This window comes from Psychrilyobacter piezotolerans (assembly GCF_003391055.1).
In the GTDB taxonomy this organism is placed as follows: domain Bacteria; phylum Fusobacteriota; class Fusobacteriia; order Fusobacteriales; family Fusobacteriaceae; genus Psychrilyobacter; species Psychrilyobacter piezotolerans.
Genome location: NZ_QUAJ01000016.1, coordinates 1 through 19,160, shown reverse-complemented (window position 1 = coordinate 19,160; position 19,160 = coordinate 1). Strand labels below are relative to the sequence as shown.

Here is a 19,160-nt window from a genome sequence, read left to right as displayed (position 1 = left end):
AATTGGAGGGAATTATGTTAGATTTATGGTATACAGAAAACTGGACTGAAAACACAAGATTTTCAATTAAGGTAAAAAATCATCTTCACAGTGAGATGAGTGAGTTTCAAAAAATAGATTTTTTTGAATCGGAAGAATATGGTAAATTTTTTACTTTAGACGGTCTTATGATGGTGACGGAAAAAGATGAATTTATCTATCATGATATGATTACCCATGTAGCCATGGCAACTAATCCAAAGGTAAAAAAAGTATTGGTTATTGGTGCCGGTGACGGTGGAACTGTCAGGGAATTAACTAGATATAAAAATATAGAAAAAATAGATATGGTAGAAATAGATGAAAGAGTAGTAAGATTATCCCAGCAATTTTTACCTGTTACAGCAGATAAATTAACTGATCCCAGAGTAACGATGTATTTTGAAGACGGGTTAAAATTTGTAGAAGAGGCAGAATCCGGGGAATATGACCTTATTTTAGTAGATTCTACCGATCCAATATCTGTAGGAGAGGGATTATTTACAACAGAATTTTACAATAACTGCTTCAGAGTATTGGGAGAAGAAGGAATCCTGATAAACCAGCATGAATCTCCATATTTTGAAAAGTTTTCTAAAGAGATGCAGAAAGCTCATAGAAAAATATTGGATACTTTTCCAATAGCTAAGGTATATCAATTTCATCAGCCTACTTACCCTTCTGGACACTGGTTATTTGGATTTGCATCTAAAAAATTTGATCCTATAAAAGATCATAAGCCGGAAGAATGGGAAAAATTAAATATAAAAACTAGGTACTATAATTCGGAACTGCACAGAGGGTGCTTTGCATTACCGAACTATGTTAAGGAGATGTTAGAGGGTGAAAAATAAGAATATTTCTACTTTTATTGGATTTGATAATGAATATGATGAATCCAAAATAGTAGTCTTTGGTGCTCCCTTTGACGGGACAACATCTTTTCGACCTGGTACCAGGTTTGCTCCAGAAGTAATGAGGAGAGAATCTTACGGATTGGAAACTTACAGCCCTTATTTAGAAAAAGATTTAGAAAATTATAAAGTTTTTGATGGGGGAGATCTGGAATTTTCATTTGGAAATCCAGGGGCTGTTTTAGATAGTATATATAAATATACTGAAGAAATATTAAAAGATGATAAAGTTCCATTTATGGTAGGAGGGGAACACCTGGTTTCCTATGGGTCAATAAAAGCTGTCTATGAAAAATATCCTAATCTTCATGTTATTCATCTGGATGCACATGCAGACTTGAGGGCAGACTATATGGGAGAACAATTTTCTCATGCTTCGGTGATTAGACGTTGTTGGGATTTTTTAGGAGACGGAAAGATCTATCAATTTGGTATTAGATCTGGATGCAAGGAAGAGTTCCTATGGGCAAAGGATCATACCTATATGGAAAAATATTCTATGAATACATTAAGTGAAATTGTAGACAAACTAAAAGATGTTCCTGTGTATATTACTATTGATTTGGATATTTTAGATCCCTCTATATTTCCAGGGACCGGGACACCGGAGCCGGGAGGAATTACATTCAAAGAGATGATGGATGGGATAAAAGAGTTTGAAAAATTAAATGTAGTAGGGGGAGATATAGTAGAACTTTCTCCCAGCTATGATACCAGTGGAGCTTCTACAGCTACAGCCTGCAAGGTTTTACGGGAAGTAGTTTTGACCATGGTATAAAAAAAGTCGTGAATTTCACGACTTTTTTTTGTATCACTTGTTTAATCTCTAAAAATATCTAATCCATAGATAGATATTTGCTGTAACTAAGGTCAGAACAGTTATGATGAAGCTGAATTTCAGAAACTTACCAAAAGTTATCCTACATCCTGCCTTCGCGGCTGAACTTACAGCCACCACATTGGTTGCCGATGCCAGGAGGGTGATATTTCCTCCCAGGAGTGATCCCATGGAAAGTGCCCACCAAAATGTTGTAGTGTTCATACCTTTAAAACTGGGAATCATAAAATGAATTATCTTGGATACCGTGGCTGCATTGGCTACATTTCCAATTACCGAGCTGAATAATGCCGATACCCACAATATCATACTCACAGCCAATGGGAAATTTCCCTTGGTGTGTTTTATAATACTGTGTCCGACAATATCCACGAGACCTGTGGCTTCCATCCCCTGTACTAACATGAATAGTCCCATGAAGAAAAACAAGGTATCCCATCCCACATCTTTGAATACTTCTACAGGATCTCTTTTAGTTATTAGTATCAATATAACTGCACCACTGAGAGCTATTATTGCCAGTCCCCTATCGATGAAGTTATTCATCAAAAATCCAAAGATTACTGTGGCAAAGATAGTAGCAGATTCCTGCAGCAATTTCATGTTTTTTAAGGATCTGGACGCATCCATTTCCATGACTCTGGCTTTTAAGTCTCTGGAGACAACCATCTTTCTACCGTACATAAAATAGACTGTAATTATCAGCACAATCATGGAAATGATAGCAATTGGAGCTGTGTTTGCCATGAAATTATTGAATCCGATTTTACCCTCTGATCCTATAATAAGCTGGGTAGGATCACCTATAAGGGTAGCTAATCCACCAATATTGGCAGACATTATGAGGGTCATAATGTATGGGAATGGATCCAACTTAAGCTGGTTAGCCAGTAAGATAGATACCGGTGCCATGAGTAAGAGGGTGGTTACATTGTCCAAAAATGCTGAACAGAATGCAGTTATTACTGCCAGAAGTACCAGCAATGGAAATGGTTCTCCCTTAACCAATTGTGCTACCTTTAATGCCAAATATTGAAATACTCCTGTTTCAGAGACAAAACTAACGATGATCATCATCCCTACCAGCAGGAGGATTATTTCCAGTCTGGAGCCGATGGCATTGAGTGCTTCGTGTTCATTTATAATCCCGAGTAATGCCATGGATAATCCTCCTAAAAGAGTGGCTATGGGCCCCGGGACTTTTTCTGTTATTATCAAATAAAATGTCGTTATAAATATGATTAAACCTATTGCTAACTGCATCTTTCTTTCCTCCTAAACTTATATATTTTGGTGGGTCGTTTTGTCAAACAGCCCGCCTATTTTTATAAATTTGGTGCTCGTATGTTGGTAATTTTAAATTTATCAGCCCACTTATATGTGTAAAACTTTTTTGATTATATGTGATCTCAAAATTGTACCGTAATATTTACCATTTTCAACCACATATATTCTGGTAAAGCCTTTGTTTACCATGAGCAGGCATATTTCCATTATAGGAGTTTTTCTGTCTACAACTGGTGTTTTTTTTCTGTAAATATCTTCAATTCTGGCTGTTTTTTCATTTTTTAGATATTCCTCAAAGGGCTCACCTATGGTGAAGAAATTTAAGTCGTCCATTACCGAGGTGTAGTCGGGCATACCGAAGGAGATGAGCTCTCTTTCGGTCATCTCTCCCAGGAAATATCCATTATCATCCACTACTGGGAATCCAGGTTTCTCCTCTGTGATAAGCCTTCTGGCTATATCGTCCAGGGTATCGTACGGACTCACCGGTTTTATTGTGGGGTCCATAACATCTTCAGCTGTGATCTTATTTTCGATCTTTACATTGATATGACTTAAAAGATCATAGACTTCGTCCGGACTCTTGGCATTTTTTATTTTTTCCAACAAGAGCTTATCTTTGACAGCTATCTTAGTGATAGAAGACATGATCTTTAAGATAACCTTATTCTTTAAAGTTTCAGCAGTGATCAGAAAGAATATTTTTACCAGATCTTTATTTCTCATATCAGCCATATCGCATTCAATAGGTTCCTTCATGATACCGATAGATATCAGGATATCGTCATATCCATCCACCCTGGCATGAGGGATAGCAATTCCGCTCCCCATGGCTGTAGAAACCTCGGCTTCCCTGGTAAAAACTGATTTCCTTATTAGATCCACAGATTCATTGAATGTTTTGTCGTATTTAGCCGTATTGTCGATCATCTGACCGATGATATCTTCCTTGGTATCTCCCTCTAAATTTAAGTAGATACACTTAGGATTTAGATAACTTGATAATTTCATATATAACCCCCAAATTTTTATTTGAAATAGAGAAAAAGTATTTTTTCTCTATCTCTATTTTCTATTCTATTATACAATTTATTTTGATTTTTTTTACTCTATTTTAATATTAATTTTATCAAAATTATCAATAGGGCAATTTGGGAGAACATAGCTATTATTCCAAACAATAAAGCTTTGGGTCCTTCACTGAGTAATTCCTTAAATTTCACCCTCATTCCTATTCCTGCCATGGCAACTAATAACAGGTTATTGCTGAGGAATCCTAAAATATTCCTCATTTGATTGTTAAGAAACCCCAGGGTAGCTAAGATACTGAGGAGAATGAATCCGATTATAAATGGTGGAACAGGTAATTTATTTTTTTTAGGATTGATATTGTTTAAATTTTTATTGTTCATAAGGGAGAAGATCAAAACTACTCCTCCTAACATGCTGATTCTGATCATTTTAAATAAAATGGAAAACTTACCTGTTTCTTCTCCTAAAAAATTGCCTCCAGCAACAACCTGGCCTACTGATTGAAGGCCTCCTCCGATAAGTCCGCCACTTTCCATAGGAGTATACCCCAGGATATTAAATGCAACTGCAGGTAATATAAACATAAATATAGTTCCAATGAGATTGATTACAGCTACAGGAATTCCAATTTCATCTTCTTTTGCACCTAAGACAGGCGCTGTGGCAGCAATAGCAGAAGAACCGCAGACAGCATTTCCAGCTCCCATCAAGAGGGAAAAATTTTTACTGAACCCCAAAGATCTTCCAATAACTAAGTTTATTCCGATAACTAAAGAAATTTCTAAAAGAATAAAAAATATTCCTTTTATACCCAAACTTGTTATAGCACTGAGGTGAAGGGTAGCTCCTAAAAGCATAATTGCTCCAGGCAGTATAGTTTTTTCTGCAAACTTCACCCCAGGAATGTATTTTTTATCTTTAGCCAGGGTATTCCCTGCAATAATCCCTATTATTATAGCCAAACTTGTACTTCCTACCAGGGGAAGAATTACAGATGCAAGCTTAGCCAGCATACCTATAATTACACAGGCTGTTAATCCGCTAATCATATCTTTTTTCATTTTTTTACCTCCATTTAACCTATAGCAAGCTGATGATGGAAAGTTGAGAATTAAAAATCTTAATTCTCAATTCTGCTCTTTCAACTGCTTTAAGGTATTATATAACTTTTGTGAATAATTTAATAATACTAATTTTCTTTAGTATATATAAGTAAATTCTTATGAAAAAACTAAAAATGATAAGTTATATAGAGGTGTGGTTTATCTAATTTTCTTTATCTATCTCTGCCTTGGCAGCAGCCAATCTTGCTACAGGAACCCTGTATGGGGAACAGCTGACATAGTCAAAACCCAGGCTATTTACAAATTTGATAGAGTGGGGCTCTCCTCCGTGTTCTCCGCATATTCCAATCTCTAAATCTTTATTGACACTTCGCCCCTTGGTGCTGGCAATATCCATGAGTTGTCCCACACCTTCAGTATCTATTACTTTGAATGGGTCAACCTCCAATACTTGCTGCTTCAGATAGGTAGGTAAAAATGTTCCTGTATCATCTCTAGAATATCCAAAGGTCATCTGTGTGAGGTCATTTGTACCAAAGGAGAAAAATTCTGTTTCCAGAGCAATCTTATCTGCTGTAAGAGCAGCCCGAGGAACTTCAATCATAGTCCCTATCTTATATCTGACACTATTTTTTTTCTCTTCAAAGACCTTTGTAATAGTATCTAAGATCAGTTGTTTTTGCAATCTGTATTCCTCTACTTTTCCAACCAGGGGAACCATTATCTCGGGATAGACATCTATTCCTTTAGAATGAACCTCCAGTGCAGCCTCTATAATAGCCCGAGTCTGCATAACAGTGATCTCAGGATAGGTAATTCCCAGACGGCACCCACGGTGTCCTAACATTGGATTGGATTCCTTTAGATGTTCCACAGCTTCTCTAATTTTACCAGCTGGAACATGAATTTCATGAGCTAACTCCTCCTGTTTTTCCACAGTATGCGGTAGAAATTCATGGAGGGGCGGGTCCAGTAACCTGATGGTTACAGGTTTTTCTTTCATAACTTCAAAGATGCCTATAAAATCGTCCCTTTGGAGGGGGAGCATCTTAGCCAGAGCTTTTTCCCGTCCGCCTGTGTCAGGAGCTAAGATCATCTCCCTCATGGCCTTGATTTTGTCATCTTCAAAGAACATATGCTCTGTTCTGCAGAGACCTATCCCTTTAGCTCCAAATTCAATTGCTTTTTTAGCATCTTTTGGGGTATCGGCATTTGCCCTGACCTCCATCCTGGCTAGTTTGTCTGCAATCTCTAAAATTTGATGAAAATTCTCATCTAATTTAGGAGCTTTGGTGATAAGTTTACCTTCATAAACCATCCCGGTACTACCGTCGAGAGACAGAAAATCTCCCTCTTTGAATACCTTATCCTTTACTCTAAATATTCTTTTTTTATAGTCTATTACTATTTCTCCGGCTCCGGCAATGCAGCATTTTCCCATTCCACGAGCTACCACGGCTGCATGGGAGGTCATTCCGCCGCGAACAGTTAGAAATCCTTGAGCTAAATTCATACCATTTATATCTTCGGGGGAAGTTTCGAGTCTGACCAAGATGGCTTTTTCATATTTTTCCACCTCATCAGCAAAGAATACAACCTGGCCTACAGCAGCTCCTGGTGCAGCAGGCAGTCCACGAGTAAGGACATCTACATTTATTTTTTCGGTATCAAATACCGGATGCAGGAGTTCATCGATCTTACTGAGTTTTATCCTCTTGATGACTTCCTCTGAATTTATCATATTCTCATTATAGAGATCCATGGCTATCTTTATCATGGCCATACCAGTCCTCTTTCCAGTTCTAGTCTGGAGGAGCCAAAGTTTTCTATTTTCCACTGTGAACTCCATATCCTGCATATCCTTATAATGATCTTCCAATATTGTCTGAATTTTATACAGCTCTTTATATACTTCAGGCATGAGTTCTTCCAGAGAAGGCTGAGACCTTTCCCTTTCTTCCATGGAGATGTTATTTCTTATTGCCCATTCAATAGATTCTTTTTTAGTTATCTGCCATGGAGTCCTGACTCCAGCCACCACATCTTCCCCCTGGGCATTTATCAAAAATTCTCCATTAAAATAATTTTCACCGGTAGCGGCATTTCTTGTAAAGGCTACCCCGGTGGCAGAGTCAGAGCCTGTATTTCCATAGACCATAGACTGTATATTTACTGCGGTTCCCCAATTAGATGGAATCCCCTCGATAGCTCTGTATGAAATGGCTCTGTCATTCATCCAGCTCCTGAAGACGGCCAATATAGCCAGCCATAACTGTTCATAGGGGTCTTGCGGGAACTCGATCCCCATCCTTTCAGATATAATATTTTTAAATCGATCTACCAATATTCTTAGATTTTGCACATCAAAGTCTAGATCAGTTTTTATCTTTAGCTCCTTTTTATAGTTATCAATTATATTTTCAAAGGGGTTAAGATCCTCTTTGGATTCAGGTGTCATCCCAAGAACCACATCTCCATACATTTGAATAAATCTTCTATAGGAGTCCCAGGCAAACCTTGGATTATTAGTGATAGCAGCTAATCCTTCCACTATTTCATCGTTCAGCCCCAGATTTAAAACTGTATCCATCATCCCAGGCATAGACTGTCTGGCTCCGGATCGGACTGAAAATAATAATGGATTTTTAGAATCCCCGAATTTTTTCCCCAAGATATCTTCAACCTCGGAAATTCCATCTTTTATTTCATTCCAAATGGAATCTTTCAATGCTTCTTCTCCAAATTCAGTGTAAAAATTACACATTTCGGTAGTCAGTGTAAATCCAGGAGGTACTGGAACACCAATTTTGGCCATCTCAGCTAGGTTAGCCCCCTTTCCTCCCAATAAATTTTTAAGCTCTGCTCCACCATCGGCTTTCCCATTACCGAACCGATAAATCTTGCCCATATCAATTACCTCCCTCTTAGCCATCTCAGCTAGATCTGCCCCCTTTCCTCCCAATAAATTTTTAAGCTCTGCTTCACTCTGGGCTTTCTCATTAGCGAACCTACAAACCTTCTCCATACCAGATACCTCCCTCATTTTTAAGCTGATTTTTTTCATCCTTGTTATTCTTTTGTCCTTATTATCTTCAGGTCTACATGGGTATTTTTCACTTTCAGCTGCTTTTTAGTTTTAGCAGCCGCGTGTTAATTATCTACCGCTTTATTTGCTATTTACCTACAAAATAAAAAAAGAGCAGAAAAAAATCTGCTCTTTTATAAGTTCGTGTTAAAATGCTTCCATAGTATCTCCATAGATAGTCCTGTCACCGGCTATAATTGTACTGACATCGGAAAGGTCGGTGGTTTTATCTCCTACCTGGATAGTACCGCTTTTACTGTCTAAATAAAATTCTTTTTGTCCGATATATATATCACCATTTTTATAAATTACGACTAACATAAAATCACCTCTTAAAAAATATTTTGTTATTATAAGGATACTGTGCTTTGTGTATGTTTCCTCCTAATATTTAAAATATAAATTTTAATTTAGGAGAAAACACTAATCCACAGCGTTTATATCAATTATATACTGAACTTTCGCGATGGTGCACGCATTAAAAACCTTATTCTAGATGTACAGGAAATAAAAAAAAAGAGAGTATATTCCGTTGAGATATATTTTTTATTGTGATGGGGAGGGATTGTGGAGAATAAAAATCGTGTGGATACACGGGAAGCTGTAAATGTTTTTATACGGATAAGTTTTATAGGGATACTTTTTATATGGAGTTTTACAATAATAAAGCCACTTTTTATGATTACTCTATGGGGGATAATAATCGCGGTGTCGAGTTTTCCGCTTCATAAGAGATTCACAAAAATATTAAAGGGGAGAGATAAACTGTCGGCGATATTATTGGTGGTTATAGGTTTAATATTTGTAATTTCACCTGTGATATTATTCATGGATTCCACAATAGAAAGTTTGGGGAAGATAACAGAAAGTTTGGAAGCTGGAACACTGACAATACCCCAAGTAAGTGAAGAGATAAAAGGAATACCTGTATTGGGTGAAAAGATAGCTAAGCTGTGGATACTATTTACAGGAGATTTTAGAAATATGATAGAAAAAATAGCTCCCCAGCTTCAAATATATGCTTCTAAAATATTAGGAATAATTTCAACTTTAGGGATAGCGATAGTTCAGTTTATATTATCTATATTTATAGGAGGGATACTTCTTATAAATGCAGAGGTTTGCAGTAGGGGCACTGGTAAAATTTTTAAAATTTTGATAGGAGAATTTGTAGAAGGTTTCCATGAGATAGCAGCAGGAACTATAAGAAGTGTTGTTCAGGGAGTTGTGGGAATAGCAATAATTCAGGCTGTTTTTGCAGGGATTGGGATGTTGGCAGTGGGAGTGCCAGGTGCAGGAATATGGAGTATATTGGTTATGATCTTGGCAATAATTCAGCTGCCACCAATGGTAATATTAGTTCCGGTAGCTGTCTATGTATATTCTAAACAAACAATAACCATAGCTGTACTATATATAATATGGAGTATATTTGTAGGAATTTTAGATAATGTATTGAAACCATTTATTCTGGGGAGGGGTGTGGATATTCCCATGCTTGTGATCCTCCTGGGATCTTTAGGAGGGATGGTTACTTATGGCATAATCGGACTTTTTGTGGGACCTGTAATTTTAGCTTTGGGATATAAATTTATGATAGCATTGGTAGAAAGAGATGATATGAAAAATAGAAAATAGATGAGGAGGACAGGATGAAGTTTTTTACATTTGAATACCAGGGGTTAGAGGAGATAGGAATATTAACAAAGGATGGGAAGAAGATAATACCTATAGATGAGGTCCGGTTAAGTCAGGAATTTTTTGATATGAATGATTTTATAGAGACCCATGAAAAAAGTGATATAGAAAAATTAGATAAACTATGGAAGGGAGAGGAAAAATCAGATGTATACTATGATTTCGATAAAATTTTAGTATTAGCTCCCATTCCTCTGCCCCTCCATGACATTATATCTATAGGATTGAACTATAAGGCACATATACCAGAGACAGTAGTTGAGTTAAATATAAAAAATGAGGTGCCAGCCAGCCCTGTAATATTCAGTAAGAGAGCAAGACATGCAGGTGGTGCAGAGGCTGTAATACCGCTGCATGAGGACATTACAAAAAAATTAGATTATGAGGTGGAATTAGGGGTAGTGATAGGAAAGGAAATATCAAAAATAGCAAAATCAGAGGTAAAAGAGAGTATCTTTGGATATACAATTATGAATGATATCTCTGCCAGGGATCTTATGGTTGAACATCAGCAGTGGACTATTGGTAAGGGCTTAGATGGAGCAGTAGTTATGGGACCGTGTATCGTCCACAAAGATTATATAGATTATCCGGTAAAATTGAATATATCCGCTAAGATAAATGGAGAGCTGAGGCAGAATTCTAATACGGAAAATTTTATATTTGACATAGATACCTTAATTTCAGACATATCAAGGGGGATGACTTTAGAAGCAGGAGATATAATTTCTACAGGAACACCGGCAGGGGTAGGGATGTCTTTTGATCCGCCAAAGTATTTGAAAGATGGAGATATCATAGAGTGTGAAATAGAGAAAATAGGAGTTCTGAAAAATACGGTAAAGAGATAAGGTCACATACCTCATCCTTTTTATGGTTTCTCCTATAATTAGGAGAGACCAAAGTAAAAGAGAAAAGCGGTTGAATCTATAAAATGGATTTAGTCGTTTTTTTCTTTAGATGTGGTATAATATAGAAAAAATATTAAATTAGTAAAGGACATTTGCTAATTATTAAAGCTGGAGGTAAAGATGAAAAAATTTAACTATATGGAGATGACAAATGACGGGTATAAGATTACTTGCGGGATAGAAAACGAAGCAATCTGTAATATATATGTCTGTGTAAAAGAGGGAGTAGCTGAAAAATTAGCTAAGGAATTATCTGAAAAAAGAATGAATATAGGAATGGAATGGGAACTGTATGATTTTGAGGAAGAGAATGGGAATAAGGGGATAGGGTATATGTTTACTGCAGAGGAAGAAGAAGTAAATTTTGAAGCTATGGTAGAGTTATGCCATATCAATGACTTCAACTGCGTATATGAGATGGAAGCTCCCAATGGAGATTTAGACATATATGAAGAGAAGATCGAGGAAGAGTTCGGAGAGTTCTTTGATGAAAAATTTGAAGAGATTGAAGAATTGGAGGAGCAAATAGCCAAGGAAAGTAAATAAATATAGAACTTTAATGAATTAGCCACCTGGATAACAGGTGGCTAATTTTGTGCAAAAAAGTGTTGACAAAGTTGAAAAATGGGTATATACTCATCCTAAGTTAGCAATCTAATCCGGTGAGTGCTAACAACTGGCTGATTGGAGTGGTGAAGATGATTACAGATAGGGAAAAACTGGTGTTAGGAGCAATAATCGATTATTACCTGACTTCAGGTGGGACGATAGGCTCCAGGACATTAGTGAAAAAATACAATATAGAGTATTCATCGGCAACCATTAGAAATGTAATGGCTGATCTGGAAGATTTGGGTTATCTGTCCAAGACCCACACGTCATCAGGAAGGATACCTACAGATCTAGGGTATAAATTTTATCTTTCAGAACTGCTCAAGATAGAAAAACTATCCAGGCAAGAGATGGAAAAAATACATAAAATATATGAGGAGAAAATCGGGGAATTTGACGGTATATTGAAAAGAACTTCTAATCTCCTGTCCAAATTAACATCTTATGCAGGGATAGTATTAGAGCCCAGTATAAGTCGTGAGACAATAAAGAAGGTTGAATTAGTTCATGTAAATAACTATATGGCTATGGCTGTAATAGTTATGGATGACTCTACAGTAAGAACCAGAAAGATACATTTTGAAAACCCGATAGATGAGGTAGAATTAAAAAAAATATGCTTAAAATTAAATGAAAAATCATCCAGAGGTGAAGTTAAGACCTTTGAAATAGAAAATTTTGTAAAGGAAAAAGGAAACCCGGTACTAGAATCTATATCGGATAAAGTATATCAGGATATGGAGGGGGAGTTTTTTATAAATGGTGCTTCTACTATATTTGAAAACAAAACAGTGGAGGAAGCCAAGGAAGCCCTGGAAATTTTTAACAGACGCAAGGGGCTGGATGAGATATTTAAAGAGTTGATCAGCACAAGGGAACATAAACAGGGAGAAGTGTATGTGGTATTCGGGGATGAACTGAATATAAAGGCACTAAAAGATTTCAGTTTTGTATATTCCTTCTATAAGAACGGTAGTTCCCAGGGGATTATAGGAGTAGTAGGTCCTAAAAGGATGGCTTACTCTAAAACTGTAGGCCTGGTAGAATATGTGACTAAAGAAGTTAATAATATGATTAATACAGCACTAAAAAAAGGAGAAAATAATGAGTAAGAAAAAAAAGGTTGAAGAAGAAAAAGTAGAAGAAGTGGCAGCAGAAGAAAAAATAGAAGAGGTTCAGGAGGAAATAACAGAGGATGAGGAAACATTAGAAGATAAAATGGCTAAGATAGAAGCTGATCTTGAAGATTGGAAGAGTGCATATGCTAGAAAAAATGCAGAATTTCAAAATTTTACTAAGAGAAAGCAAAATGAATTAGAAGAATTTAGAAAATATGCATCAGAAAAAGTAATCTTAAAAGTGTTAGAGGCAGTGGATAACCTTGAAAGGGGAGTTGCGGCATCTGTTGAAACAAAAGATTTTGATGCATTGGTGAAAGGTGTAGAAATGACGCTGACTCAAATGCATGGAATCATGAATGCAGAAGGGGTGGAACCAATTGAAGCAGTAGGAAAAGAGTATGATCCTCACGTTCACCAGGCTGTAATGACTGAAAACTGTGAAACGATGGATAATGATCATATTACAATGGAACTGCAAAAAGGATATAAGATGAAGGGTAAAGTAATCAGACCTTCAATGGTAAAAGTTTGTAAAAAATAGAAGAACTCCCGATTGATGAGTACGAAATTCTCTTATAATTATAAGAGAATTACGATATTTAAGGGAAACTGAGGTTGAATTTGAAAGTATAAAAAAAATAATATAAGGGTAGTGTCTTGTACTTACCCATGATAATAGGAGGCAGAATAAAATGGGAAAAATAATCGGAATTGACTTAGGAACAACTAACTCATGTGTATCAGTAATGGAAGGTGGAAGTTTTACAATAATAACAAATGCAGAGGGAGTAAGAACTACACCTTCAGTTGTAAATGTGAAAGACAGCGGTGAGATCGTAGTAGGAGAGATAGCTAAAAGACAAGCTGTTACTAACCCGGACTCTACAGTAGCATCTATAAAAACTCATATGGGAGAAGCTCATAAGGTAAAGATGCATGGAAAGGACTACAGCCCGCAGGAAATATCAGCAATGATCTTAAAAAAATTAAAAAAAGATGCTGAAGCATATTTAGGAGAACCTGTAACAGAAGCAGTAATCACTGTACCGGCATATTTCCAAGATGACCAAAGACAAGCTACTAAGGATGCAGGAGTAATTGCAGGATTAGAAGTAAAAAGAATAATAAATGAACCTACAGCGGCAGCATTAGCTTATGGATTAGATAAGAAAGAAGAGGAAAAAGTATTGGTATTTGACCTGGGAGGAGGTACATTTGACGTATCTATCCTAGAGATCGGAGACGGTGTAGTAGAAGTATTATCAACTAGCGGAAACAACCATTTAGGCGGAGACAACTTCGACAACAAGGTAATCCAGTGGTTAGTAACTGAATTTAAAAAAGAAACGGGAATCGATCTATCTTTAGATAAGATGGCTGAGCAAAGACTAAAAGATGCTGCAGAAAAAGCTAAGAAAGAATTATCTACAATGATGGAAACTCCTATCTCGTTACCATTTATCACAATGGACGCTACAGGACCAAAGCATTTAGAAATGAAACTTACTCGTGCTAAATTCAATGAATTAACAGCTGATTTAGTAGAAGCTACAAAAGGGCCTACAAGAACAGCTATGGACGATGCAAAATTAAAGCCGGCAGATATAGATGAGATCTTATTAGTTGGTGGATCTACAAGAATACCGGCTGTGCAAGAATGGGTAGAAGCATTTTTCGGAAAATCTCCTAATAAGGGAATCAACCCGGATGAAGTAGTAGCAGCAGGAGCAGCAATTCAAGGTGGAGTATTAATGGGAGACGTTAAAGACGTATTATTATTAGACGTAACTCCATTATCATTAGGAATCGAAACTTTAGGTGGAGTATTCACAAAGATGATTGAAAAGAATACTACAATTCCTGTAAAGAAATCTCAAGTTTACTCTACAGCTGTAGATAACCAGCCGGCAGTGTCTATAAATGTATTCCAAGGGGAAAGAACAAAGGCTACAGACAACCATAAATTAGGAGACTTCAACTTAGAAGGAATCCCTGCAGCACCAAGAGGAGTTCCTCAAATCGAAGTAACATTTGATATCGATGCAAATGGTATCGTACACGTAGCTGCAAAAGATTTAGGAACTGGAAAAGAGAACAAGGTAACTATCACAGGATCAACTAACCTTACAGAGGAAGAGATCGAAAGAATGAAAAAAGATGCTGAAGCTCATGAAGCTGACGACAAGAAATTCAAAGATTTAGTAGAAGCTAGAAATAAAGCTGATATGATTATCTCATCTACTGAAAAATCTATAGAAGAGCATGGAGATAAAGTAACTGAAGAAGAAAAAACTGCTATTAAAGAAGCGGTAGAAGGATTAAAAGCTGTTAAAGACGGGGAAGATAAAGAAGCTATCGACGCAGCAATGAAAACTTTAGAAGAGAAAGCTCATAAATTAGCTGAAGAGATCTACAAGGAAGCTCAGGCAAAGGCTCAAGGCGGAGACGGTGGAGCTCAAGGCGGGACTGAAAACAAAGCCGATGATGATGTAGCAGAGGCAGAAGTAGTAGACTAAGAACCCTCTTCCTTCTGATAGTTTCTCGATTCGCGAGTATTAAAATTAGTTCTAGTTAGAATGAATTTTAAATGTGATAGGGAGAAACTGAAGTAGAATAAAGGGTTAAATATAGAAGGGGCTAAGCTTATAGGGTTTAGCCTCTCTTCTTGTATGGTGAGGGAATCTTTAAGGACTGATGAGGGTAAAAAAACATGAAAGAGGGGGATACATAGATGTTAAAATTAGAGAGAATGTCAGAAGCAGACTTTAACATGGTAAAAGGAAAGATGATAGCTGATTATGCTAAAGACAAGATAAAGGTGGGTCACTGGTCGGAAAGAGAAGCCCTGGAACTATCCAAGGAAGCCTTGGATAAGATTTTAAATGAAGGGATATCTACTCCTAACCATTACTTGTTAAATGCCTATGAAGATGAAGTTAAGGTAGGATTTGTTTGGATGAATAAATTTAACAATGAAATGTTTGTAAATAATACCTGTATCTTTGAAGAATTCCAGGAAAATGAATATGAGTTAAAATTCATCGAGTTGATCGAAGAGAAAGCCGATGAATTAGATATAAAAAAAATTAATATCCATTCATATGGATATAATGAAAAAAACATAGCAGTATATAAGAAAATGGGATATGATATAACCGATATATATTTAAACAAAGTAATATAACTATGAAAGTTAGACTTTGAATGAGGAGAATAACTATGGGATATAAAATAACCGATGGAATTGCAGAGGCTGTTATAGATAGTCATGGTGCAGAGTTAAAAAGCTTAAAATTTCTAAAAAATAACGAGGAATTTATGTGGAATGCTGATCCTGAATTTTGGGGACGGACTTCACCTGTGTTGTTTCCCATTGTAGGAGGGTTAAAAGATGGGAAATACAGCTATCACGGGATAACTTATGAGATGGGACAGCATGGATTTGCAAGGGACAATAAATTTGAAGTTATTTCCAAGGAGGAAAACAGGGTAGTTTTTTTACTGGAGTCAAATGAAGAAACTTTAAAAAAATATCCATTTGAGTTTAAGCTTTATCTGGAATACAGTCTAAAAAATGGATGTCTATCCATTGAATACAGGGTAGAAAATTTATCCCATGAGGAGATCTATTTTTCAGTTGGAGCCCATCCTGCATTTAGTATTCCTACAGATAGAGATACTAAGATTTCGGATTATTATTTGGAATTTGAAAAAAATGAAACTGCCTCAATACTTCCTTTAGAGGGGAGAAATATATCCAGAAATACCATAAAATTTTTAGAGAACAGTAAAAAAATAGAGTTGAGTGAAGATCTCTTTAAAGATGATGCCTTTATATTTAAAGGTTTAAACTCTAAAAAAGTATCGTTAAAGTGTAAAAAAAATACCAGGGTTGTAACTATGGATTACAGCAACTTTGAATATATCGCATTCTGGAATAAGGTAGGAGCAGAATTTGTGTGTCTGGAGCCTTGGAATGGAATAGCGGATTTTGTAGATGCAAGCGGCAGGTTAGAGGAAAAAGACGGAATTATTAAATTAGAGGGCCATGGGGAATATAGGGCTAGCCTGAAAATCAGGGTCAAAGGTTAGAAACAACCACTAATTAAAATTTATATTCAAAAAAATAGAAACTGAATCACAAAATAAATGTAAAGGTCATAAAAAAGTATCTAAAAATTTACTACGTAAATTGGCGGCAAAATGAAGAAGAAAAAAGGAGAGAAAAATGTCTAAAAAAGATTATTATGAAACGCTGGGAATACCTAAGGGAGCCAGTGAGAGCGAGATAAAAAAAGCCTATAGAAAAAAAGCTATGAAATACCATCCAGATAAGTATAGTAGTGCTACTGAAAAGGAAAAAGCTGATGCAGAACATAAATTTAAAGAGGTAAATGATGCTTATCAGGTTCTTTCAGATGGAGAAAAAAGATCTAAATATGACAGATTTGGTCATGATGCATTCTCCCAAGGTGGAGGAGGAGCAGGAGGCTTTGGCGGATTCGGAGGATTCGGAGGAGCAGGAGGCTTTGAAGATATTTTCGGTTCGTTCTTCGGCGGAGGAACTTCTCGTGGTCCCCGAGTAGAACCTGGGGCAGATCTTAGATATACTGTGGAAATCACACTGGAAGAGGCTGCCAAGGGTACAGAAAAAGAGGTTAAATATTTCAGAAACGGTGAATGCCATACCTGCCACGGAACTGGAGCTAAACCAGGAACAGATACGAAAACTTGTTCTAAATGTCATGGTAATGGAAGAATAAAAGAGATCCAGAGAACTATGTTTGGAAATTTTGAAAATGTAGTAGAATGTGACAGATGTAATGGTAAGGGAGAGGTTCCTACTGAAAAATGTCCTACCTGCCATGGAACAGGTGTAGAGAAGGAAAAAGTAGAAAAACATGTGAAAATCCCAGCTGGAATAGATGATGGTCAAAAACTCAGATTAGGTGGGATGGGGGAAGCCAGTGAAAGTGGCGGACCAAATGGAGACTTATATTTATTTATAAGGGTAAAGGAACATGCTATCTTTGAAAGACACGGATCGGACATTGTTTGCGAGGTACCAATCTCCTATACCAAGGCTGTTTTAGGAGGAGAGATACAGATCCCTACTCTGGATGAGGCAATAAAGATAAAAATTCCAGAAGGAACCCAGACTGGAAAGGTATTCAGACTTCGTGGTAAGGGAATACCTAGCACAAGAGGGGGAAGAGTAGGGGATGAATTGGTCAAAGTTATAGTTGAGACTCCTACAAAGCTGAATTCAGAGCAAAAAAACTTATTGAAAGCCTTTGAAGATAGTTTGAAGGAGAAAAATACAGGTATGAAAGAAGGATTTTTTGATAAATTGAAGGATCTATTTAAGTAAAAATAAAAATTATGAAAAAAGAGAAGGAAATTTTCTCTTTTTTTCATATATTTAATAAAAGTATGAAAAAATTAATAACAATAGTTAGAAGCTTAAATATGCAGAAGTTTAATGAGTGGTTATTTATGGATTAACCTAAAAAAAGATTTTAAAAATGTGAAAGATAGTGCTATACTTTAGATAATAAAACTTAATAAAAAGGAGTAAGATATGTTTAGTAATTTTTTAGCTTTTGGAGCGGAACAAACAAGTCAAAGTTCTGGTTACACAGGGATGGCAATAACACTTATTATATGGGGTGCAATTTTTTATTTATTTTTAATCAGACCGAATAAAAAGAAGCAGCAAAAGCACGCTGAGATGATAGATGCCTTACAACCTGGAAAAGATGTTATAAGTGCTGGTGGAATCAAAGGAGAAGTTGTATCTGTAAGCGATCAATACATTGTTATCAGAGTAGATAAAGGAGTTAGACTCACTTTAACAAAGGACTCTATAAGAAAAGTATTATAGTGATTGGGAATAATTCTAATAATAGGAGGTTGGTCATGAAGAAGATAATGTTAATTTTGGCTGTAACAGGAGTGCTGATAAGCTGTTCTGGCAAGGATGAGACTGTAAAAAAAGAAACTGTAGCTGAAGTGGTAGCAGTTAAGGATGAAAGTGCAGTACCTAAAGAAGAAGCTGCAGCAGAAACTGCTGAAGTAGTTACGGTAGAGGTTGAAAAGCCAGTTTTGACCGATGAGGATTATGAGTCGGTGTCGGAACCTGCAAAAAAGACGGTAAAGAAAACTAAACCAGCTCCTAAACCTATGAAGAAAGAAGTGGTTGTAGAGGAAAAGGTGGCAGCAGTAGAAACATCTGTGGATAAGGCTGTAGATAAAGTGGATGAGGTTGTAGATAAAGACGCAGACAAGCTCATAGCAAAGACAGAAACCGAGGCTAAAGCTGTAGAGGCAAAAACTCCGGTGGAAGAGAGTAAGAGTAATAAAACTCTTTTTGGAATTTTAGGAGCTGTATTAGTAGCGGCAGCAGCAATATTTTTATTTAAAAAGAAATAAAAAAACCACCATTTAGGTGGTTTTTTTTATTATCTAGGAAATTATAAATTTGAATATTTGTAAAAAAGAAGAAGTTTAGTTGGGTGGTAAAGAATTTTTAGAGGAAAAATTACTTTTAGGAAATAAATGAATAAAAAAATGTATATAA

The 19,160-nt window shown here is 36.3% G+C and carries 18 protein-coding genes; 13 read left to right on the top strand and 5 right to left on the bottom strand.

Annotated features, from left to right (window positions below):
- Window positions 1-14: 14 nt before the first annotated feature.
- A complete protein-coding gene (gene speE, locus DYH56_RS09660) occupies window positions 15-872 on the top strand; it encodes a polyamine aminopropyltransferase (RefSeq protein ID WP_114642660.1) in 858 nt (285 codons plus the stop codon).
- A complete protein-coding gene (speB, locus tag DYH56_RS09655) occupies window positions 862-1,710 on the top strand; it encodes an agmatinase (protein WP_114642659.1) in 849 nt (282 codons plus the stop codon). Before speE ends, speB begins: the two co-directional genes overlap by 11 nt.
- 48 nt (window positions 1,711-1,758) lie before the next feature.
- On the opposite strand, the gene DYH56_RS09650 is transcribed toward speB, so the two are convergent.
- From DYH56_RS09650 to DYH56_RS15975, 5 genes are all read right to left on the bottom strand, one after another.
- The gene (locus DYH56_RS09650) at window positions 1,759-3,033 is read right to left on the bottom strand and encodes an ArsB/NhaD family transporter (protein ID WP_114642658.1); all 1,275 of its coding nucleotides are present in this window, start codon (window positions 3,031-3,033) and stop codon (window positions 1,759-1,761) included.
- 111 nt (window positions 3,034-3,144) lie between these two features.
- Complete coding sequence (locus tag DYH56_RS09645; RefSeq protein WP_114642657.1) at window positions 3,145-4,068, bottom strand: PTS sugar transporter subunit IIA; 924 nt, start codon at window positions 4,066-4,068, stop codon at window positions 3,145-3,147.
- 98 nt (window positions 4,069-4,166) lie between these two features.
- Window positions 4,167-5,150 carry a YeiH family protein gene (locus DYH56_RS09640; protein WP_114642656.1) on the bottom strand — a complete coding sequence of 328 codons (984 nt, stop codon included), beginning with the start codon at window positions 5,148-5,150 and terminating at the stop codon, window positions 4,167-4,169.
- Window positions 5,151-5,355: 205 nt separating this feature from the next.
- Complete coding sequence (ppdK, locus tag DYH56_RS09635) at window positions 5,356-8,178, bottom strand: pyruvate, phosphate dikinase (RefSeq protein ID WP_233500025.1); 2,823 nt, start codon at window positions 8,176-8,178, stop codon at window positions 5,356-5,358.
- Between the two features lie 207 nt (window positions 8,179-8,385).
- Window positions 8,386-8,559, bottom strand: a complete 174-nt coding sequence (locus DYH56_RS15975) for a hypothetical protein (protein ID WP_158539114.1) — start codon at window positions 8,557-8,559, stop codon at window positions 8,386-8,388.
- A 246-nt stretch (window positions 8,560-8,805) separates the two neighbouring features.
- Between DYH56_RS15975 and DYH56_RS09630 the strand changes: the two genes are divergently transcribed.
- From DYH56_RS09630 to DYH56_RS09580, 11 genes are all read left to right on the top strand, one after another.
- Window positions 8,806-9,876, top strand: coding sequence for an AI-2E family transporter (locus DYH56_RS09630; RefSeq protein ID WP_158539113.1), 1,071 nt, complete (start codon window positions 8,806-8,808; stop codon window positions 9,874-9,876).
- A gap of 14 nt (window positions 9,877-9,890) precedes the next feature.
- Window positions 9,891-10,787 (top strand): fumarylacetoacetate hydrolase family protein, encoded by an 897-nt coding sequence (locus tag DYH56_RS09625; protein WP_114642654.1) that lies wholly within the window; start codon window positions 9,891-9,893, stop codon window positions 10,785-10,787.
- Window positions 10,788-10,967: 180 nt separating this feature from the next.
- Complete coding sequence (locus tag DYH56_RS09620; protein ID WP_114642653.1) at window positions 10,968-11,393, top strand: hypothetical protein; 426 nt, start codon at window positions 10,968-10,970, stop codon at window positions 11,391-11,393.
- 152 nt (window positions 11,394-11,545) lie between these two features.
- Window positions 11,546-12,571 (top strand): heat-inducible transcriptional repressor HrcA, encoded by a 1,026-nt coding sequence (gene hrcA, locus DYH56_RS09615; protein WP_114642652.1) that lies wholly within the window; start codon window positions 11,546-11,548, stop codon window positions 12,569-12,571.
- On the top strand, window positions 12,564-13,121 hold the full coding sequence (grpE, locus tag DYH56_RS09610; protein WP_114642651.1) for a nucleotide exchange factor GrpE: 558 nt from the start codon (window positions 12,564-12,566) through the stop codon (window positions 13,119-13,121). The genes hrcA and grpE overlap by 8 nt, the downstream gene beginning before the upstream one ends.
- Before the next feature lie 151 nt (window positions 13,122-13,272).
- A complete protein-coding gene (gene dnaK, locus DYH56_RS09605; RefSeq protein ID WP_114642650.1) occupies window positions 13,273-15,096 on the top strand; it encodes a molecular chaperone DnaK in 1,824 nt (607 codons plus the stop codon).
- A 215-nt stretch (window positions 15,097-15,311) separates the two neighbouring features.
- Window positions 15,312-15,764 (top strand): GNAT family N-acetyltransferase, encoded by a 453-nt coding sequence (locus tag DYH56_RS09600; RefSeq protein ID WP_114642649.1) that lies wholly within the window; start codon window positions 15,312-15,314, stop codon window positions 15,762-15,764.
- Window positions 15,765-15,799: 35 nt separating this feature from the next.
- Window positions 15,800-16,672 carry an aldose 1-epimerase family protein gene (locus DYH56_RS09595; protein WP_114642648.1) on the top strand — a complete coding sequence of 291 codons (873 nt, stop codon included), beginning with the start codon at window positions 15,800-15,802 and terminating at the stop codon, window positions 16,670-16,672.
- A 136-nt stretch (window positions 16,673-16,808) separates the two neighbouring features.
- Entirely contained in the window at window positions 16,809-17,951 is a 1,143-nt protein-coding gene (dnaJ, locus tag DYH56_RS09590; RefSeq protein ID WP_114642647.1) for a molecular chaperone DnaJ, read from the top strand.
- Between the two features lie 210 nt (window positions 17,952-18,161).
- Window positions 18,162-18,464 (top strand): preprotein translocase subunit YajC, encoded by a 303-nt coding sequence (yajC, locus tag DYH56_RS09585; protein WP_114642646.1) that lies wholly within the window; start codon window positions 18,162-18,164, stop codon window positions 18,462-18,464.
- A gap of 35 nt (window positions 18,465-18,499) precedes the next feature.
- The gene (locus DYH56_RS09580; protein ID WP_114642645.1) at window positions 18,500-19,012 is read left to right on the top strand and encodes a hypothetical protein; all 513 of its coding nucleotides are present in this window, start codon (window positions 18,500-18,502) and stop codon (window positions 19,010-19,012) included.
- Window positions 19,013-19,160 lie beyond the last annotated feature (148 nt).

Excerpts from the sequence above, each read along its gene's own strand:
- speE (WP_114642660.1), top strand. The coding sequence starts at position 15 with ATGTTAGATTTATGGTATACAGAAAACTGGACTGAAAACACAAGATTT.
- DYH56_RS09580 (WP_114642645.1), top strand. The coding sequence starts at position 18,500 with ATGAAGAAGATAATGTTAATTTTGGCTGTAACAGGAGTGCTGATAAGC.
- DYH56_RS09595 (WP_114642648.1), top strand. The coding sequence starts at position 15,800 with ATGGGATATAAAATAACCGATGGAATTGCAGAGGCTGTTATAGATAGT.
- DYH56_RS09600 (WP_114642649.1), top strand. The coding sequence starts at position 15,312 with ATGTTAAAATTAGAGAGAATGTCAGAAGCAGACTTTAACATGGTAAAA.
- hrcA (WP_114642652.1), top strand. The coding sequence starts at position 11,546 with ATGATTACAGATAGGGAAAAACTGGTGTTAGGAGCAATAATCGATTAT.
- DYH56_RS09625 (WP_114642654.1), top strand. The coding sequence starts at position 9,891 with ATGAAGTTTTTTACATTTGAATACCAGGGGTTAGAGGAGATAGGAATA.
- DYH56_RS09650 (WP_114642658.1), bottom strand. The coding sequence starts at position 3,033 with ATGCAGTTAGCAATAGGTTTAATCATATTTATAACGACATTTTATTTG.
- grpE (WP_114642651.1), top strand. The coding sequence starts at position 12,564 with ATGAGTAAGAAAAAAAAGGTTGAAGAAGAAAAAGTAGAAGAAGTGGCA.
- DYH56_RS09640 (WP_114642656.1), bottom strand. The coding sequence starts at position 5,150 with ATGAAAAAAGATATGATTAGCGGATTAACAGCCTGTGTAATTATAGGT.
- DYH56_RS09620 (WP_114642653.1), top strand. The coding sequence starts at position 10,968 with ATGAAAAAATTTAACTATATGGAGATGACAAATGACGGGTATAAGATT.
- ppdK (WP_233500025.1), bottom strand. The coding sequence starts at position 8,178 with ATGGAGAAGGTTTGTAGGTTCGCTAATGAGAAAGCCCAGAGTGAAGCA.
- DYH56_RS09645 (WP_114642657.1), bottom strand. The coding sequence starts at position 4,068 with ATGAAATTATCAAGTTATCTAAATCCTAAGTGTATCTACTTAAATTTA.
- dnaK (WP_114642650.1), top strand. The coding sequence starts at position 13,273 with ATGGGAAAAATAATCGGAATTGACTTAGGAACAACTAACTCATGTGTA.
- DYH56_RS15975 (WP_158539114.1), bottom strand. The coding sequence starts at position 8,559 with ATGTTAGTCGTAATTTATAAAAATGGTGATATATATATCGGACAAAAA.
- yajC (WP_114642646.1), top strand. The coding sequence starts at position 18,162 with ATGTTTAGTAATTTTTTAGCTTTTGGAGCGGAACAAACAAGTCAAAGT.
- dnaJ (WP_114642647.1), top strand. The coding sequence starts at position 16,809 with ATGTCTAAAAAAGATTATTATGAAACGCTGGGAATACCTAAGGGAGCC.